Annotated in this window: 13 protein-coding genes; 12 read left to right on the forward strand and 1 reads right to left on the reverse strand. The window is 73.0% G+C overall.

Annotated elements, in window-relative coordinates:
• Positions 1-74: 74 nt before the first annotated feature.
• Both AOM05_RS04805 and AOM05_RS04810 read left to right on the forward strand, forming a co-directional pair.
• Positions 75-3635, forward strand: a complete 3561-nt coding sequence (locus tag AOM05_RS04805; protein WP_228373212.1) for a 5-oxoprolinase/urea amidolyase family protein — start codon at positions 75-77, stop codon at positions 3633-3635.
• A gap of 1 nt (position 3636) precedes the next feature.
• A complete protein-coding gene (locus tag AOM05_RS04810) occupies positions 3637-4464 on the forward strand; it encodes an N-acyl homoserine lactonase family protein (protein WP_062519905.1) in 828 nt (275 codons plus the stop codon).
• A 22-nt stretch (positions 4465-4486) separates the two neighbouring features.
• Here the strand turns inward: AOM05_RS04810 and AOM05_RS04815 are convergent, their stop codons facing one another.
• Positions 4487-5125: a TetR/AcrR family transcriptional regulator gene (locus AOM05_RS04815; protein ID WP_062519907.1), complete on the reverse strand. Its 639-nt coding sequence runs from the start codon at positions 5123-5125 to the stop codon at positions 4487-4489.
• A gap of 122 nt (positions 5126-5247) precedes the next feature.
• Between AOM05_RS04815 and AOM05_RS04820 the strand changes: the two genes are divergently transcribed.
• The 10 genes from AOM05_RS04820 to AOM05_RS04865 all read left to right on the forward strand — a co-directional run bounded on the left by AOM05_RS04820 (position 5248) and on the right by AOM05_RS04865 (position 16399).
• Positions 5248-6111: an urea amidolyase associated protein UAAP1 gene (locus AOM05_RS04820; protein WP_062519908.1), complete on the forward strand. Its 864-nt coding sequence runs from the start codon at positions 5248-5250 to the stop codon at positions 6109-6111.
• Complete coding sequence (locus AOM05_RS04825; RefSeq protein WP_062519910.1) at positions 6108-6788, forward strand: urea amidolyase associated protein UAAP2; 681 nt, start codon at positions 6108-6110, stop codon at positions 6786-6788. The genes AOM05_RS04820 and AOM05_RS04825 overlap by 4 nt, the downstream gene beginning before the upstream one ends.
• On the forward strand, positions 6785-8533 hold the full coding sequence (gene atzF, locus AOM05_RS04830; protein ID WP_062519912.1) for an allophanate hydrolase: 1749 nt from the start codon (positions 6785-6787) through the stop codon (positions 8531-8533). The genes AOM05_RS04825 and atzF overlap by 4 nt, the downstream gene beginning before the upstream one ends.
• 92 nt (positions 8534-8625) lie before the next feature.
• Entirely contained in the window at positions 8626-10209 is a 1584-nt protein-coding gene (locus AOM05_RS04835; protein ID WP_062519914.1) for an ABC transporter substrate-binding protein, read from the forward strand.
• An 80-nt stretch (positions 10210-10289) separates the two neighbouring features.
• Entirely contained in the window at positions 10290-12008 is a 1719-nt protein-coding gene (locus AOM05_RS04840) for an ATP-binding cassette domain-containing protein (RefSeq protein ID WP_062519916.1), read from the forward strand.
• Complete coding sequence (locus AOM05_RS04845) at positions 11992-12870, forward strand: ABC transporter permease (protein ID WP_062519918.1); 879 nt, start codon at positions 11992-11994, stop codon at positions 12868-12870. The genes AOM05_RS04840 and AOM05_RS04845 overlap by 17 nt, the downstream gene beginning before the upstream one ends.
• A 2-nt stretch (positions 12871-12872) precedes the next feature.
• Entirely contained in the window at positions 12873-13871 is a 999-nt protein-coding gene (locus AOM05_RS04850; protein WP_062519919.1) for an ABC transporter permease, read from the forward strand.
• Positions 13872-13890: 19 nt separating this feature from the next.
• Positions 13891-14556, forward strand: a complete 666-nt coding sequence (locus tag AOM05_RS04855) for a cysteine hydrolase family protein (protein WP_062519920.1) — start codon at positions 13891-13893, stop codon at positions 14554-14556.
• Complete coding sequence (locus AOM05_RS04860) at positions 14553-15161, forward strand: cysteine hydrolase family protein (RefSeq protein WP_062519921.1); 609 nt, start codon at positions 14553-14555, stop codon at positions 15159-15161. The genes AOM05_RS04855 and AOM05_RS04860 overlap by 4 nt, the downstream gene beginning before the upstream one ends.
• Positions 15158-16399, forward strand: a complete 1242-nt coding sequence (locus AOM05_RS04865) for an MFS transporter (RefSeq protein ID WP_062519922.1) — start codon at positions 15158-15160, stop codon at positions 16397-16399. The genes AOM05_RS04860 and AOM05_RS04865 overlap by 4 nt, the downstream gene beginning before the upstream one ends.
• Positions 16400-16401: the final 2 nt, after the last annotated feature.

Genomic DNA, 16401 nt, shown 5'->3' on the forward strand with positions numbered 1-16401 from the left:
TCCGGTGGGCGACGAAACATCGCGCGCGTCGAGACGTAACACGGCGTTTACCTATCGTCCGATAGAGTCCCCGCATGATGACCCAGACGACCCCGCGAACTGTCATGGTGGCGAACCGCGCCGAGATCGCGTGCCGCATCTTCCGCTCGGTCACGGCGTGGGGCGGCACCTCGCTCGGCGTGTACACCGACGACGACCGCGGCAGCCTCCACATCGAGCAGGCCGACCGGGTGGTGCGGCTGGAGCGCCGCGGTGACCTGGACCCGTACCTCGATGCGCAGCAGCTCATCGAGGTCGCCCTCGCGCACGGCGTGTGGGGCATCCATCCCGGCTACGGCTACCTCTCCGAGAACCCCGGCTTCGCGGCCGCGGTGGAGGCCGCGGGGCTGGTCTTCATCGGGCCCCGCCCGGAGCAGATCGCGCTGTTCGGCGACAAGCAGGCGGCACGCGAGCGGGCGATCTCCGCGCGCGTTCCCACCTCCGCGGCGACGCCGGAGCTGAGCGACGCGGAGGACGCGCGGGCGCGGATCGCGGAGATCGGGCTGCCCGTGATCGTGAAGGCGGCCGCCGGCGGCGGCGGCAAGGGCATGGCCGTGGTGCGCGCGCTCGACGAGGTGGCCGACGCGTACGAGGGCGTCGCCCGCATCGCCGCCGTGGTCGGCGGCGGCGTGTTCGCGGAGCGCTACATCGAGCGCGCCCGGCACGTCGAGGTCCAGATCTTCGGCGACGGCGACGGCACCGTGGTGACGCTGGGCGACCGCGACTGCACGCTGCAGCGTCGCAACCAGAAGGTGGTCGAGGAGGCGCCCGCGTTCGGACTCGCGCCCGACGTGCGGGAGCGGCTCCACGCGACGGCCCGCGAGCTGGGCGCGAGCGTCGGGTACCGCAGCGCCGGCACCGTCGAGTTCGTGCTGGACTCCGACACCGGCGAGGCGTCCTTCCTCGAGATCAACACGCGCCTCCAGGTCGAGCATCCCGTCACCGAGGCCGTCACCGGCGTGGACCTGGTGGAGTGGATGATCCGCCTCGCGGCGGGCGACTCGAGCTTCCTCGCGCCGTACGCCGCGACCGGTTCCGTCCCTGTCTCCGGCGCGGCCGTCGAGAGCCGCGTCTACGCCGAGGACCCCGTCGCGGACTTCCGCCCCAGCCCCGGCACGGTGACCCACGTCGAGCTGCCCGAGGGCGCGCGTGTCGACACGTGGGTGCGCTCCGGCACCGAGGTGGGCATGCGCTTCGACCCCATGCTGGCCAAGGTCGTCACGGCGGGGGCGGACCGCGCCGAGGCGTGGGTGCGACAGGCGGAGGCGCTGGACGCGACCCGCATCGACGGCGTGCACACCAACCTCGCTTTGCTACGGAGGATCGCGGGCGACCCGGTGGTCGCGGAGGGTGCGCACACCACCGCGAGCCTGGGCGCAGAGATCACCGCGCCGGCGGGAGGGATCCGCGTCGAGGACGCCGGATTCCTCACCACCGTCCAGGAGGGTCCCGGCCGGACCGGGTTGTGGCACATCGGCGTGCCGCCGTCGGGCCCCATGGACGACCGCAGCTTCGCGCTCGGCAACCGCATCCTGGGCAACGCCCCCGGCACCGCGGGCCTCGAGTGCACCGTGACGGGGCCGTCGCTGCGCATGTCCCGCGACGCGCGTGTGTGCGTTACCGGCGCGCCCGTGCCGGTCACGGTCGACGGCCGCGCCGTGCCGCAGTGGGAGGCGATCGAGGTCCCCGCTGGCTCCGTGCTGACGGTGGGCCGGGTGGAGGCGGGCCTGCGCGCGTACGTCCTGGTGAGCGGCGGCATCGACGTGCCCGAGTACCTGGGCTCGCGGGCGACGTTCACGCTGGGACGCTTCGGCGGCCACGCCGGCCGCGCGCTGCACGCGGGCGACGAGCTGCCGCTCGCGCCGGGAGCCGGTGCGGCCGTTCCGGTCGGGGCGGAGGTGGAGGTGCAGGTCGAGGTGGAGGTCGAGCGTCCCGCGTTCGGCACCTCGTGGGAGATCGGGGTGCTCGACGGGCCGCACAGCGCGCCGGACTTCTTCACGCCCGAGGACGTCGACACGATCCTCTCCGCCGCCTACGCGGTGCACTTCAACTCCGACCGCACCGGCGTGCGGCTGGTGGGCCCCAAGCCCTCCTGGGCGCGCGCCGACGGCGGCGAGGCCGGCCTCCACCCGTCCAACATCCACGACACCCCGTACTCGGTGGGCGGCATGGACTTCACCGGGGACACCCCGGTGCTGCTCGGGCCCGACGGGCCCAGCCTCGGCGGGTTCGTCACCCCCGTCACCGTCGCGAAGGGGGAGCGGTGGAAGCTCGGCCAGCTCGCGGCGGGCGACCAGGTGCGGTTCGTGCGGCTCGAGCCCGCGATCCCCGAGCAGCCGGGCGCCCCGCGCGGCGTGCTCGCCGACCGCGACGGCGTGGTGGTGCGCCGCCAGAGCGACGACAGCCTGCTGATCGAGCTGGGCCCGCAGGAGCTCGACCTCATGCTCCGGGCGCGCGTCCACGTGCTCCAGCAGCGCGTGCGGGACGCGGCGCTGCCGGGCCTGCGCGACCTCACCCCCGGCATCCGGTCGCTCCAGGTCACATTCGAGGACCCCGCCCACGCGAACCGCGAGGCGCTCGAGCGGCTCCTCGCGCTCGCGGCGGACGTCGCGGGGGCCGAGGACCTGGTGGTCCCGAGCCGCCACGTCCGCCTGCCCATGTCGTGGGACGACCCGGCGACGCGCGAGGCGATCGCCCGCTATGAGGCGGGCGTCCGCGACGATGCTCCGTGGAACCCGTGGAACATCGAGTTCATCCGGCGGGTCAACGGCCTGGAGAGCGTCGACGAGGTCTACCGCACGCTCTTCGAGGCGGAGTACCTGGTGCTGGGCCTCGGTGACGTGTACCTGGGCGCCCCGGTCGCCACGCCGCTCGACCCGCGGCACCGGCTGGTCACCACCAAGTACAACCCCGCCCGCACCTGGACGGCGGAGAACTCGGTCGGCATCGGCGGCGCGTACCTGTGCATCTACGGCATGGAGGGCCCGGGCGGCTACCAGTTCGTGGGGCGCACCACGCAGGTGTGGGACCGGTGGGCGTCCTTCGCGGGAGCCGACCGCGCGGTCGACGGCTCGCGCCCCTGGCTGCTCGACTTCTTCGACCGCATCACCTGGTACCCCGTCGAGGCCGACGAGCTGCTGCGCCTGCGCGCCGACTTCTCCGCGGGCCTGTGGCGCCCCGAGATCACCGAGGGCGAGCTCTCTCTCGCCGACCACGCGCGGTTCCTCGACGACAACGCGGAGTCGATCTCGCGCTTCCGGACGGGACAGCGCCGCGCGTTCGCGGAGGAGCGCGACCGCTGGACCGCGGCGGGGGAGTTCGACCGCGACGTCGAGCCGGCCGCGACCGAGCCGCCGCCGGCGCTCGCTGAGGGCTGCGTGGGCGTCGAGGCGCCCTTCGCGGCCAACGTGTGGAAGGTGCTCGTGTCGGAGGGGCAGCGGGTCGAGGCGGGGCATACCGTCGCGGTCGTGGAGGCGATGAAGATGGAGACCAAGGTTTTCGCGGCGCATGCCGGGACCGTCGAGGCGGTGCTCGCGCCCGCGGGTGCCACCGTCGCACCGGGAGACGCGATCGTCGCGCTCCGGACGGAGGCCTGAGATGGCCGCCTCGCTCGAGGGACCCCTCCCCGTCACCGGCGCCCCGCTCGCCCTCCACCCGTTCGTGGTCGGCTACGAGCCCATGCGCGAGTCCATGTCCGTGCACGGCGGCGACCCGGCCCGGCACCTCCTGGAGCCGGTGACGGCCGTCGCGGTCGAGTACGTCGACGGCTGGGTGCTGCTCGACACGGGCTTCAACGTCGCGGTGGTGCGCGATCCCGAGCGCCGCCGCGAGGTCTTCAACTACGACAGCTACACCGCGGTGGTGCCGCTGGGCGACCCGCTGCTGGACGCGGTGGCCGGAGCGGGCCTCGCCTGGGACCGCCTGGCCGGGTGCGCCATCAGCCACATCCACCTCGACCACACCGGCGGCATCCGCCACGTGCCCGCGGGGGTGCCCGTCATCCTCCAGCGCCGGGAGCTCGAGTGGCTCGAGTCGGGCGCCGGCATCCGCGACGTGGTGCTGCCCACCGACGTGACCGACGCGGGGGAGGACGTGCGCGCGATCGACGGCGAGACCCTCCTCGCGCCCGGGCTCACCGCGCTGGACACGCGCGGCCACACGCCCGGCCACCAGTCCTTCCGCATCGAGCTCGCCTCGGGGCGCACGGTGGTCCTCGCGTGCGACGCCGCGGACCTGGTCGACAACCTCGACAGCCGGCGGCGCTGCTCCGTGGTGCCGGTGCCCGGCGCGGAGGACGCGGCGCAGGAGGCCGTGGAGCGCCTCGCCGCGATGCGGGGCGACGGCGTCGAGGTGTGGCCGGGCCACGACCCCGAGTTCGGGCCGTGGGTCGCGACGATGCGCGGGGAGCGCGTGCGGGTCGAGTGACCCCCGCGCGGGGCCGGGTGGGTCAGCGGCGCGCGGCGAGGATGCGCAGCGTCGCCTGCTCGATGCCGTCCGCGACAGTCTCGGCGTCCAGTCGCGGATCGTCGGCGCGGCGTAGGATCACGCCCTCGACCAGGGAGAACAGCAACGCGGCCGTCGCGGCCGGGTCGTCGACGTCGGCCCGGCCCGCGGCGATCGACCGCCGCAGCAGCGCGCCGTACGCGCCCACCAGCTCCTGGCGCAGCGCCTGGAACGTGCCGAACATGGGTTCGCTGGTCTCGGGCAGCAGGTAGAGCGCGCCGATGTTCGACGGCCCGGACGCGAGCAGGTGCACGTCGAAGCGGATGAGCGCCAGCAGCTGCTCGAGCGGGTCCGTGGAGGTGTCCGCCAGCAGCTCGCGCGCCTTGTCGATCGAGGGCCGCGCCGTCTCGATCAGCAGCTCCTTGAGCATCGCCGCCTTGTTGGGGAAGTGGTAGTACAGCGACGGCTGCTTGATGTCGACCGCGGCCGAGATCTGCCGCGTGGTGGTCGCCGCGTACCCCTGCTCGACGAAGAGCCGGGCCGCCGCGTCCAGGATGCGCTCGCGTCCCACGGGCTCCTTGCCGTGCGGGCGCGACCGACGCGGGGCGTCGGTGCGGGTCGAGGCGGTATCGGCGTTCGTCATGGCGGATCGCCCCCACAGTAGCGCCTGCGGACGGGCGGGAACGGGGCGCCTCGCACACGAAATTCAGCCGAAACAAAGCCCCCCTACACTCGCCTTGTACCTATCGACCGAAAGGTGGAGCCGTGACCGATGACCGTGGAGCGGGACGCCGCTCGAGCACCGCGACGCTGGACCAGGCGCGCGACGACGCGCGGGGCCGCGCCGACACCGCCGTCGAGGCCATGCCGTACCTGCCGCCATCCGCCTCGCCGTACGCGCCCGCCGGCGTGGATCCGTCGACGCTCGTGTGGGCGGAGACCGTCGCCGGACCCGGCTACTCGCACATGACGGTGGCCCGCGGCACGCGCATCCGCCTCGAGGACGTCGCCGGGGACGCGTGCGCCCACGTGGTGGTGCTCAGCGCGCTCAACCCGGGGGAGCGGCTCAACGTCGCCGACACTCAGAAGATCCCGTGGCAGGCGTACCTGGGTGCCGGCCACCCGCTGCTGTCGGGCGACGGCCGCGTCCTCGCGACCGTGGTCGCCGACGCCGCGGGCGGTCACCACGACGCGTTCTGCGGCGTCACCACCCTCGCCGGCAACATCGAGCGCTACGGCGCGGGCGCCGCGCACACCGCCACCGCGGCGGGCCGCGAGCTACTGGTGCTCGCCGCGGCCAAGGAGGGCCTGACGCCCCGCGACCTGCCGCCAAGCGTGTCCTTCTTCAAGGGCGTGAGGGTCGCCGCCGACGGCGCCCTCGAGTGGACGGGCGACGGCGGCGCGGGCGCGAGCGTCGACCTGGTCGCCGAGATGCCCCTCACCGTGCTCGTGGCGAACGCCGCCCACCCGCTGGACCCCGCCGAGGGCTACCGCACGGGGCCCCTGCGCGTCCACGCCTGGGCCGCCGCCGCATCGTCCCCCTCCGATCCCTGGTGGACCGCGACGCCCGAGCGCACCCGCGCGTACCTCAACACCGACCAGCACCTGCTCGCGAGGGGGATCCGATGACCGTCACCTGGGCCACGCACGAGGCCGACTACTTCGACCGTTCCACCGCCTACCTGCCGGGCGCCACCGTGCTCGACCACGAGATCGCGCCGCGCGAGGGCTGGTCCGGCGTGGTGCGCGCCGGCCACGTGCTCACGCTGGTCGACGTGGGCGGCAACCAGTCGGGCGACTGCCTCATCTACGACGCCGCCGACCACGAGGTGCGGTACAGCGCGCAGGCGACGCTGGTCGCGCAGCGGCACGCCTACCTGGTCGACGGCTCGGTGCTGCTCTCGAACGAGGGCGACCCGCTCATGACGATCGTGGGCAACGAGGTCGACCGCCAGGACACCATCGGTGGCGCCTGCTCCAAGGAGTCCAACACGCTCCGGTACGGGCACCACACCCTGTTCCACCACGCGTGCCGCGAGAACTTCCTGCTCGAGGGCGCCAAGCACGGCCTGGGCCCGCGCGACCTCGTGTCGAACATCAACTGGTTCATGAACGTGCCGGTGGAGGCGGACGGGACGCTCGGGATCGTGGACGGCATGTCCGCGCCGGGCAAGCGCGTCGCGCTCCGCGCCGAGCGCGACGTGCTGGTGGTGCTCTCCAACTGCCCGCAGGTCAACAACCCGTGCAACGACTTCAACCCCACGCCCCTGCGCGTCATCGTCACGGACCCGGCGGTGGAGGCGTGAGCACGGCCGATGCGGTGGCGGGCTTCGCGGCGGCCGTCGCCGCGACCTCGCGGCCCGAGGCGTGGATCCACCTGGTCCCTGCGGAGACCCTCGCGGCGGAGGCGGCGCACGTCGACGCCGCCGTCGCCGCGGGCGCGGACCTGCCGCTCGCCGGGCGCCTGGTCGCGGTCAAGGACAACATCGACGTCGCGGGGTGCCCCACCACCGCGGGCGCGCCCACCTTCGCATACCGGCCCGAGGCGGACGCCGCCGCGGTCGCGCGCCTGCGCGCCGCCGGGGCGATCGTGGTCGGCAAGACCAACCTCGACCAGTTCGCCACCGGGCTGGTGGGCACCCGCTCGCCGTACGGCGCCGTCCGCCATGCCGTCCGCGAGGACCGCATCAGCGGCGGCTCGAGCTCCGGCTCCGCCGTGGCGGTCGCGCTCGGGCTGGTCGACCTCGCGCTCGGCACGGACACCGCCGGCTCCGGCCGCGTGCCGGCCGCCCTGCACGGGCTGTGGGGCCTCAAGCCCACGCGCGGCCTGGTGCCCACCACGGGAGTGGTGCCCGCGTGCGCCTCGCTCGACTGCGTGACCGTGTTCTGCGCGGACCCCGACCTCGCCGCGCTCGCCCTGCGGGTGATGAGCGGCCCCGATGCGGGCGACCCGCTCTCCGCGCGCTCCGCGGTGGCGGCTCCGCTGTCCTCGGATGCGCGCCGGCGCCTGGTGGTGCCCACGGCCGAGGACCTGGGCGAGCTCGCGCCCGGCTGGGCCGAGCGTTTCGCGGAGGTGGCGGAGGCGGCCAGCGCGGCCGGCCTCGAGACCGTCGAGCGGTCCATCGCGCCCCTGCTCGACGCCGCGCGCATGCTGTACGAATCCTCCTTCGTGGCCGAGCGGTACGCCGCGGTCGGCGACCACCTCGAGGCCCATCGCGACGCGATCGGCGACGCGATCGACCCGACCGTCGCGCGCATCGTCCTCGCCGGCGCCGGCCACTCCGCCGCCGCGCTCTTCGCCGACCAGCGCGCGCTCGAGCGCTACCGCGCCGCGGCGACCGCGCTGCTGTCCGACGCGGCCGCCGTGCTCACCCCCACCACCACGTGGCACCCGACCCTCGCCCAGGTCGCCTCCGATCCGGTGGGCGCGAACTCGCGCATGGGCCGGTTCACCAACTTCGCGAACCTCCTCGACATGGCCGCGGTCGCGCTGCCCGCGGGGAGCGTGGGGGAGGACAGCTTCGGCGCGATGCTCACCGGGCACGCGTTCAGCGACGACCGACTGCTCGCCTTGGCGCGCGCGATCTCCGCGCGCGCGGGCGGCGCGGCGGGCTCTCCGGGCGGTGGCGCGCCCGAGACCGACGAGGTGGACGTGTTCGTGGTCGGCGCGCACCGTTCGGGCCAGGTGCTGAACTCGCAGCTCACGGACAGGGGCGCGCGCCTGGTGCGCGGGGCTGCCACTGCCCCGGAGTACCGCATGTACGCTCTTGACACCGTTCCGCCCAAGCCGGGACTCGTCCGCACGGCCCTCGAAGGCGGGTCGATCCGCGGCGAGGTGTGGCGACTTCCCGCCGCCGGATTCGGCACCTTCGTCGACGAGCTCCCCGCTCCGATGACGATCGGCAGCGTCGCCCTCGATGACGGCAGCATCGTCACGGGCTTCCTCTGCGAGCCCTACGCGACCGACGGTGCCCAGGACATCACCGCCGCGGGCGACTGGCTCGCGTGGCGTGGGTCCGAGGTCTTCGACACCTGTGAAACAACGCTGTAACACGGGCAGCGACCGAATGTAACTATTGACCGATAGGTTCGCCGTACCGTTCCCCCCAACGGTCCCCCGAACCCTCATCGAAGGAGCCAGCAGTGAACCGCCGCACCACCTTCGCCCTCGCCGGAGCAGCCGCTCTGGCGCTCGGGCTCACCGCCTGCTCGAGCGCCGAGGAGTCGCTGCCCGGTCAGTCGGCCGGCGCGTCCGGCGCCTCGGACGTCGACACCACGCTCGACATGGGCCTCTCCGCCGACATCTCCGCGCCCGACCCGAGCAGCGCGTACAACGGCTCCGAGATGAACCTGGTCCTCGCGGCCTACGAGGGTCTCGTCAAGTACGCGACCGGCACCGAGGAGGCGGAGATCGTGCCGTCGCTCGCGACCGAGTGGACCGTGTCCGAGGACGGCCTCACCTACACGTTCACGCTGCGCGAGGGCGTGACCTTCGCCGACGGCACGCCGTTCACCTCCGCGGCGGTGCAGCCGTCCGTCGACCGCCTGCTCACCGCGGGCGAGTCCGGCCCCGCGTACCTGGTGGGCGGCATCGCCTCCATCGAGACCCCGTCCGACACCGAGGTGGTCTTCACCCTCGAGGCGCCGAACGACGCGTTCCTCGACTACCTCGCGTCGCCGTTCGGGCTCAAGATGATCTCGCCCGACGCGCTCACCGCCCACGGCGACGACGCGGAGTGGTTCGCCGCGAACTCCGCCGGCACCGGCCCGTTCCAGTACGGCACCTTCGACGAGGGCGTCAGCTACGAGCTCACCGCCAACGACTCCTACTGGGGAGACACCGGCGGCTACGAGTCGATCGAGTTCCACATCCTCGACTCCACCAACACCATCCAGCTCCAGCTGGAGAGCGGCGAGCTCGACGGCTACATCGGCTCCGCCAACAAGCCCCTGTTCGACGCCCTCAGCCAGAACGCGGACCTCAACGCCTACACCTACCCGTCGATGATGGCGCCGGTGGTCTACCTCAACCCCAACCGCGAGGCGCTCGCCGACGTCGAGACCCGTCAGGCCCTCCTGGCCGGCGTGGACTGGGACGGCATCGTGCAGTCCGTCTACGGCGATCTCGGCGCCACCTCCACGGGCGTGTTCCCCTCGACCCTGGTCGAGTCGGACCTCAACCAGACCGGCATCGAGTTCGACGCGGACGCGCTCGCCGCGCTCGCCGAGGGCGACCTCGCGGGTCAGAAGATCTCCATCAACTACCCGTCCTACGTCCCCGGCGGCCAGGACATCGCGGACAACCTCGCGGCGCAGCTCAACACCGTGGGGATCACCGCGGAGTCGGTCGGCCTCGAGTCCAGCGCGTACTGGTCGACGGTCTTCGACCCCGAGAAGGCGCCCGACATCACGCTCATGAGCGTCTTCCCCGACGCCGCCCACCCCGACGCCTGGGCGCGCCTGCTGTACTCGTCCAGCGGCGGCCTCAACCTCTTCTACCCCGAGATCGAGGGCCTCGACGCGGTCCTCGACGAGGCCATCGAGACCGGCGACCACGCCCTGTACGGCGAGATCACGGACCTCATCACCGAGTCGGCCGACTACTACACGGTCGCGGACCTCAAGGTCTCGGCCGCCTTCCAGGCGGGGATCACGGGCGCCGAGTCGGCGAGCTACCCGCTGCTGGGCATCACGTTCGACTTCACCCAGCTCACCCCGGGTCAGTAGGACCCACTCCGAACAGGCCTCCCGTGGCGGCGTCCCCTCACGCCGCCACGGGAGGCCGCCCCTCGCGAAGGAGAGGCACCATGGCCGAACCGATCGTCCTCACGGTCTCCGACCTCACGGTGACGTACCGCGGCCGCGGGCGCGTGGTCACCGCCGTCCAGGACGTGTCGCTGTCGATCGCGGCGGGCCGCTGCCTTGGCCTCGTCGGCGAGTCCGGTTCGGGCAAGTCGACCATCGGCGCCGCCGTCCAGGGCATCATCGCCGCGGACGGCTCCGCGCACGCGACGGGACGCATCTCCATCGCGGGCCGCGACCTCACCCCCATCACCGACCCCGCGTGGGCGCAGGTGCGCGGCCGCGACGTCACCTCCGTGTTCCAGGACCCGATGCGCTCGCTCGACCCGACCATGACCATCGGACGGATGCTCAACCGCTACACCGGCTCCGCCGAGGCCTCGGTCGCCGCCCTCGAGCGCGTCCAGATCCGGCGCGCGGGCGAGGTGCTCAAGAAGTACCCCCACCAGCTGTCCGGCGGCATGCGCCAGCGCGTGATGATCGCTCTCGCGTTGGCGCCGCAGCCGCGGCTCCTGGTCGCCGACGAGCCGACCACGGCGCTCGACGTGTCCGTGCAGGCCGAGGTGCTGAGCGTGCTGCGCGAGTCGATCGAGGGCGCCGGGTGCGCGGTCCTCTTCGTCACGCACGACCTGGGAGTCGCCCGCCACATGTGCGACGACATCGCCGTGATGAAGGACGGCCTGGTGGTCGAGACCGGCGCCGCGGACGACGTCATCGCGCGTCCCGAGGACGCCTACACGCAGCGGCTCATGGCCTCCCGCATCACGCTCACCACCGATCGCATGCGCCCCGTCGGCGCGCCCGAGCCGGCCGTCGTGGCCTCCATGCGCGACGTGCTCGCCGACCAGGGCCGCCCTGGCGACGACGTCGCCGACGCCTGGGGTGCAGGCGACCTCGAGTGGGAGCGCTTCATGGGGCGCACCGCGGCCGTCGGTGCGGCCACCGGGCTGAGCGACGTCCGGCTCGTCGAGCACGTCACCCGCCCCTCGCTCGCCGTGAACGAGGTCGACAAGACCTACTGGTCCCGCGTGAAGGGGCGCAAGGTGGGCAACCACGTGCTCAAGAACGTGTCCTTCGAGATCGGCTACCGCGAGGCCGTCGCCCTCGTCGGCGAGTCGGGATCGGGCAAGTCGACGCTGCTGCGGATCGCCGCGGGGATCGAGAACCCCGATTCCGGCTCCGTCGACTCGCAGGGCGTCGCAGGCGAGGGCACTCAGGTGATCTTCCAGGACGCCGGCGCGTCCCTCACGCCGTGGCGCACGGTCGAGGAGCTCCTGCGCGAGCGCATCGAGCACACCACCACGGGCGCAGGCATGTCGCGCGCCCAGATGCGCGCGCTCGCGCTCAGCACCCTCGAGCTGGTGGGCCTCGACGAGTCCGTGCTCGCGGCCCGGCCCACGCAGCTGTCGGGTGGCCAGCAGCAGCGCGTCGCGATCGCGCGCGCGGTGGTGGTGCCTCCGTCCGTGCTGCTGTGCGACGAGCCCACCAGCGCGCTCGACGTGTCCGTCGCATGCTCGGTGCTCAACCTCATCAACCTGCTCCGCCACTCGCTCGGCATCTCCGTGATGTTCGTGACGCACGACCTCGCGGCCGCGCGGCTGATCGCCGACCGCGTGCTCGTCATGACCGGCGGCGAGATCGTCGAGACGGTCGGCGCTGAGCGGCTCGCCCAGGACATCACCACGGACTACGGCCGGAGGCTCGTCGATGCTGTACTCGCCTAAGCGCACGCTCAAGCGGCTCGAGCGGCCCACGCCCGACCGCCCCGACGGCGCGTGGTCGGCCCTCGGGGTCGGGGAGAAGCTCTCGCTGGTGGCCGTCGCGGTCACCGTGCTGGTCGCGCTCGTCGGGCCGGCGCTCATGCCGTACAGCGCGATCATCCCCTCGGGCGAGCAGCTCCTGCCCCCGCTGTCTCCCGGGCACGTGCTCGGCACGGACGTGCTCGGGATGGACATGGCGACCCGGCTGGTCGCTGGCATGCAGCGCAGCCTCTTCGCCGCCGTCGTGGTGACCCTGATCTCCGCAGCGATCGGCACGCTGATCGGCGTGGTCGCCGGCTTCAAGGGCGGCTGGCTCGACAGCGCGCTCATGCGCTTCACGGATCTGTTCCTCGCCTTCCCTGCGATGATCATCGCGATGGCGATCGCCGCCGCGATCGGCCAGTCCCTCGGCTCCGCGATGGTCGGCATCATCGTCGTGTGGTGGCCGCTGTACGCCCGCCTGGTGCGCGGCGAGGTGCGCCGGGCCGCCGCTCTTCCCCACGTCCAGGCGGCGCGGGTCGCGGGCGTCGGCGGCTGGAAGCTGCTGTGGCGCCACGTGGTGCCGGCGGTCACGCCCACCGTCGTGGTGACGGCGAGCCTCGACATCGGCGCCGTCGTCATGACCCTCGCCGCGCTGTCCTTCATCGGCCTCGGCACCCCGGCGCCGGCGCCCGAGCTCGGCCGCATGGCCTCGGACGGCATGAAGTACTTCCTCAACGCGTGGTGGGTCGCGGTCCTCCCGAGCCTCGCGATCGGCCTCCTGGCCTTCGTCTTCAACTATGCCGGCGACGCCCTGCGCGTCATGCTCCGGCGGACGGGTGTGTGACCATGCTGGTCTTCGTCGCCAAGCGCCTCGGCTCGCTCGTGGTGGTGCTGTTCTTCCTCACCCTGCTGGTCTTCACCCTCGGCAAGGTCGCGGACTCCGACCCCGTCCGCACGTACGTCGGCGTGAACGCGAGCGCGGAGGCCGTCGAGGCCGCGCGCGAGGAGCTCGGGCTCGACAACCCGATCCCCGTGCAGTTCGGGTCGTTCGTCGCGGGCGCGGTCCAGGGCGACTTCGGCATCTCGCTGTCCTCCAAGCGCCCCATCGCGGACGAGCTGTCGACCCGCCTGCCCGCCACGCTCGAGCTCGCGGGCTGGGCCCTCGCCCTCACCGTCGTGATCGGCGTCTCGCTCGCGTCGCTCTACTCGCGACCGGGCCGGTTCGGGGCGTTCATGCGCTTCGTGTTCTTCTCCGCGGCGTCCGCGCCGTCGTTCCTCATCGCGATGCTCTCGGTGCTCGTGTTCTACAAGTGGCTGGACGGCGCGCTCCCGGCCGCGGGTCGCTCCTCGTACGGTCCCTACGAGGACGCAACCGGCTTCTACGTCCTCGACGGCATCCTGCACGGCAGCCCGACCTACACGTGGGACGCGATCCAGCACCTGCTGCTGCCCGCGTTCGCCGCGGCGGTCGGCTCCGGCGTCGCCCTGGCGCGCGTGCTCGCCGACGGCATCTCCTCCTCGCTGGGCTCGCCGTGGGCGCGGACCGCCCGCGCGCTCGGCGAGCGCGAGGGCACCGTCCTCAGGCGTCACGCGCTGCGCAACGCCTCCTCGCCCGCGCTGTCCCTGCTCGCGGTGCAGGCGGGCTTCATGGTCTCGAGCCTCGTGGTGGTGGAGCAGGTGTTCTCGTGGAACGGCCTCGGCTCCTACCTCTCCGGCGCGATCGGCGTCGGCGACTTCCCCGCCATCGCGGCCGTGTGCCTCATCCTCGGCGCCGTGTACGTGATCCTCAACACCCTGGTCGACGTCGCTCTCGCGGCGGTCGACCCCCGCGTCCGGCTCTCCTGATCTCGGAAAGGACCCCCTCATGCCACTTCAGGTGACAGACATCACCCCCTCCGACACCCTCGACGTGGTCGGCAACGCCGTCCTCGTGGTGGTCGACATCCAGGGCGGCGGCCAGCCGTCGTCGTTCGGCGCGGACAAGCCCGGTTACATGCCCGGCCGGCCCGAGCGCAACGCGAAGGCGGTCGACATGGTCGCCCGCTTCCGCGCGAAGGGCGTGCCCGTGGTCTTCATCCAGGAGGTGCACAAGCCCTCCCTGATCGACATCGGCCGCGAGCTCGACGGCAACGAGAACGTCCACTGCGTCGAGGGCGACCCGCGCACCGAGCTCCACCCCGGGCTCGAGCCGCGCCGCGAGGAGTACCTCATCCAGAAGCGCCGCTACAGCGCGTTCTTCGGATCCGAGCTCGACATCGTTCTCAAGGGGTACAAGGCCGAGACCCTCATCCTCATCGGCGGGATGACGGACGTGTGCATCCACTACACCGCGGTCGACGCGCACCAGCTCGACTACCGCTTCCGCACCGTCACCGACATGGTGATCGGCTCCGGCCAGAAGCTCCACGACGCCGCGCTGCGCGCCATGAAGTACCTGCAGCGCGACGCCCTCGTGTCGCTCGAGGCGGTCGACGCCTGGCTCGACGCGCTGCCGCAGCCCACCCCCGAGGCCTCGAAGGAGGACGCATGAACATCCACGGCTCCACCGTTCTCGTGGTGGTCGACTTCCAGGGCGGCCCGATGGACGGCCCGATGTCGAAGGACGACCCGTTCGACATCCCCGCGCAGCGGGACAAGGCCGTCGCGATGGTCGCGGAGGCGCGCGCGAAGGGCGTGCCCGTGGTGTGGATCCAGGAGGTCCACAAGCCGCACCTCACCGACATCGGCCGCGAGCTCGACGGCTCCGAGGGCCCGCACTGCATCGAGGGCAACAAGTACACCGAGCTGGCCGAGGGCCTCGAGCCCACGCCCGACGAGTTCCACATCCGCAAGCGCCGCTACAGCGGGTTCTTCGGCACCGAGCTCGACATCGTGCTCAAGGCGTACAAGGCGGAGACCCTGGTGCTCATCGGCGGCTTCACCGACATCTGCATCCTCTACACCGCGGTCGACGCGCACCAGCGCGACTTCCACCTCAACGTGGTGACCGACGTGGCGATGGGCTCCTCGCTCCAGGCGCACGACGACGCGCTCGAGATGATCCACTACCTCCAGCACGGCTCGCTGGTCACGTCCGAGGAGACGATGCGCTGGCTGGGTTCGCTCGAGGGCGCGGCCGTCCCCGCCGGCGCGTGAGCGGGGTCTCGCGGCGCGCCCTGCTGACGCTCTGGGTGCTCGCGGGCGCGGTGTTCGCGGCGACGCTCGGCTCGATGCTCGTGCCGGGCGTCCTGTCCGCGTTCTCGGAGGAGACCGGCATCTCGCTCGCCGACGTCGGGCGGTCGAACGCGGTGTTCGGCCTCGCGTACGCCGTCGCGGCGCCGCTCATCGCGTGGAGCGTGCGCCGGCTCGAGCCGTACACGGTGATGATGGTCGCACTGCCCCTGGTGGCGGCCGCTGCCGTCGCCGTGTCCCAGGTGGACACCGTGTCGCAGCTGATGGTCGCCCGCGTCGCGCAGGCCGTCGCGGTCGCCGGCGTGGTGCCCATGTGCACCGTGCACGCCGGCAGCATCGTCGCGGGCGCCCACCGTTCGCGCGCGCTGTCGATCTCCTTCACCGGCATGGTCGCCTCGTCGCTCGTCGGCGCGCCGCTGGGCAACCTGCTCGGCGCGACCGTGGGTGCGCGGGCCGCCTTCGTGATGGTCGGCACGCTCGCGGTGCTCGTCTGCGTCGCGGTCGCGGCGCTGCGCCCCTGGCAGGCGGACCTGCGGCTCGCGGGCGCGGAGGCGCGCCGGCGCGAGGGCGGCGCCGCCGTCGTGTGGGCCTCGGCGGCGCTCGTGCTCGGTGCGACGCTGGCGACGGCGCTTCTCGAGGGCGCGGCGACTGGCGGGCTCAACACGTTCATCGCACCGTTCCTGGAGAGCACCACGGGCGCGTCCGGAACGCTGCTGTCCGCGCTGCTGCTCTGCTACGGGATCGCCGGCCTCGCCGGCAACGGGGTCCTCGGCGGACTGGCCGACCGGCTGGGACCGGCCCGGATCCTCACGGCGCTCGGCGTCGCGGCGGCGGTCTCCGTGGGCGGCCTCGCGCTGGTATCCGGCCCGCTGCCCGCCGCGCTGCTGCTGCTCGCGTGGGGATTCTGCTCGTGGGCGATCAACCCGCCGTTGCAGGCCCTCATCGTCGGGCACTCGGGCCGTCACGTGAACGTGGTGGTCGGCATCAACTCGTCGCTGATCTACACCGGCACCTCGATCGGCGCGGCGCTGGCGAGCGCGCAGGTGGACCAGGGCCGGCTCGCGCAGCTGCCGTACCTCTCCGCGGTGCTGTTCCTCGCCTGTGCCGCCACCGCGGGCGTGGCATGGGCGGCGACGGCGCGAGCGCGCAGGCGCGCGGCGGCCGCGGAGGAGCGGGCGACCCAGGAGCCCGCGCGGGCCTGAGG

It is taken from the genome of Demequina silvatica (assembly GCF_000971215.1).
GTDB classification, from domain to species: domain Bacteria; phylum Actinomycetota; class Actinomycetes; order Actinomycetales; family Demequinaceae; genus Demequina; species Demequina silvatica.

Coding starts and splice junctions, on each gene's coding strand:
- AOM05_RS04855 (WP_062519920.1), top strand. CDS start 13,891: ATGCCACTTCAGGTGACAGACATCACCCCCTCCGACACCCTCGACGTG.
- AOM05_RS04805 (WP_228373212.1), top strand. CDS start 75: ATGATGACCCAGACGACCCCGCGAACTGTCATGGTGGCGAACCGCGCC.
- AOM05_RS04810 (WP_062519905.1), top strand. CDS start 3,637: ATGGCCGCCTCGCTCGAGGGACCCCTCCCCGTCACCGGCGCCCCGCTC.
- AOM05_RS04850 (WP_062519919.1), top strand. CDS start 12,873: ATGCTGGTCTTCGTCGCCAAGCGCCTCGGCTCGCTCGTGGTGGTGCTG.
- AOM05_RS04845 (WP_062519918.1), top strand. CDS start 11,992: ATGCTGTACTCGCCTAAGCGCACGCTCAAGCGGCTCGAGCGGCCCACG.
- AOM05_RS04815 (WP_062519907.1), bottom strand. CDS start 5,125: ATGACGAACGCCGATACCGCCTCGACCCGCACCGACGCCCCGCGTCGG.
- AOM05_RS04825 (WP_062519910.1), top strand. CDS start 6,108: ATGACCGTCACCTGGGCCACGCACGAGGCCGACTACTTCGACCGTTCC.
- AOM05_RS04860 (WP_062519921.1), top strand. CDS start 14,553: ATGAACATCCACGGCTCCACCGTTCTCGTGGTGGTCGACTTCCAGGGC.
- AOM05_RS04840 (WP_062519916.1), top strand. CDS start 10,290: ATGGCCGAACCGATCGTCCTCACGGTCTCCGACCTCACGGTGACGTAC.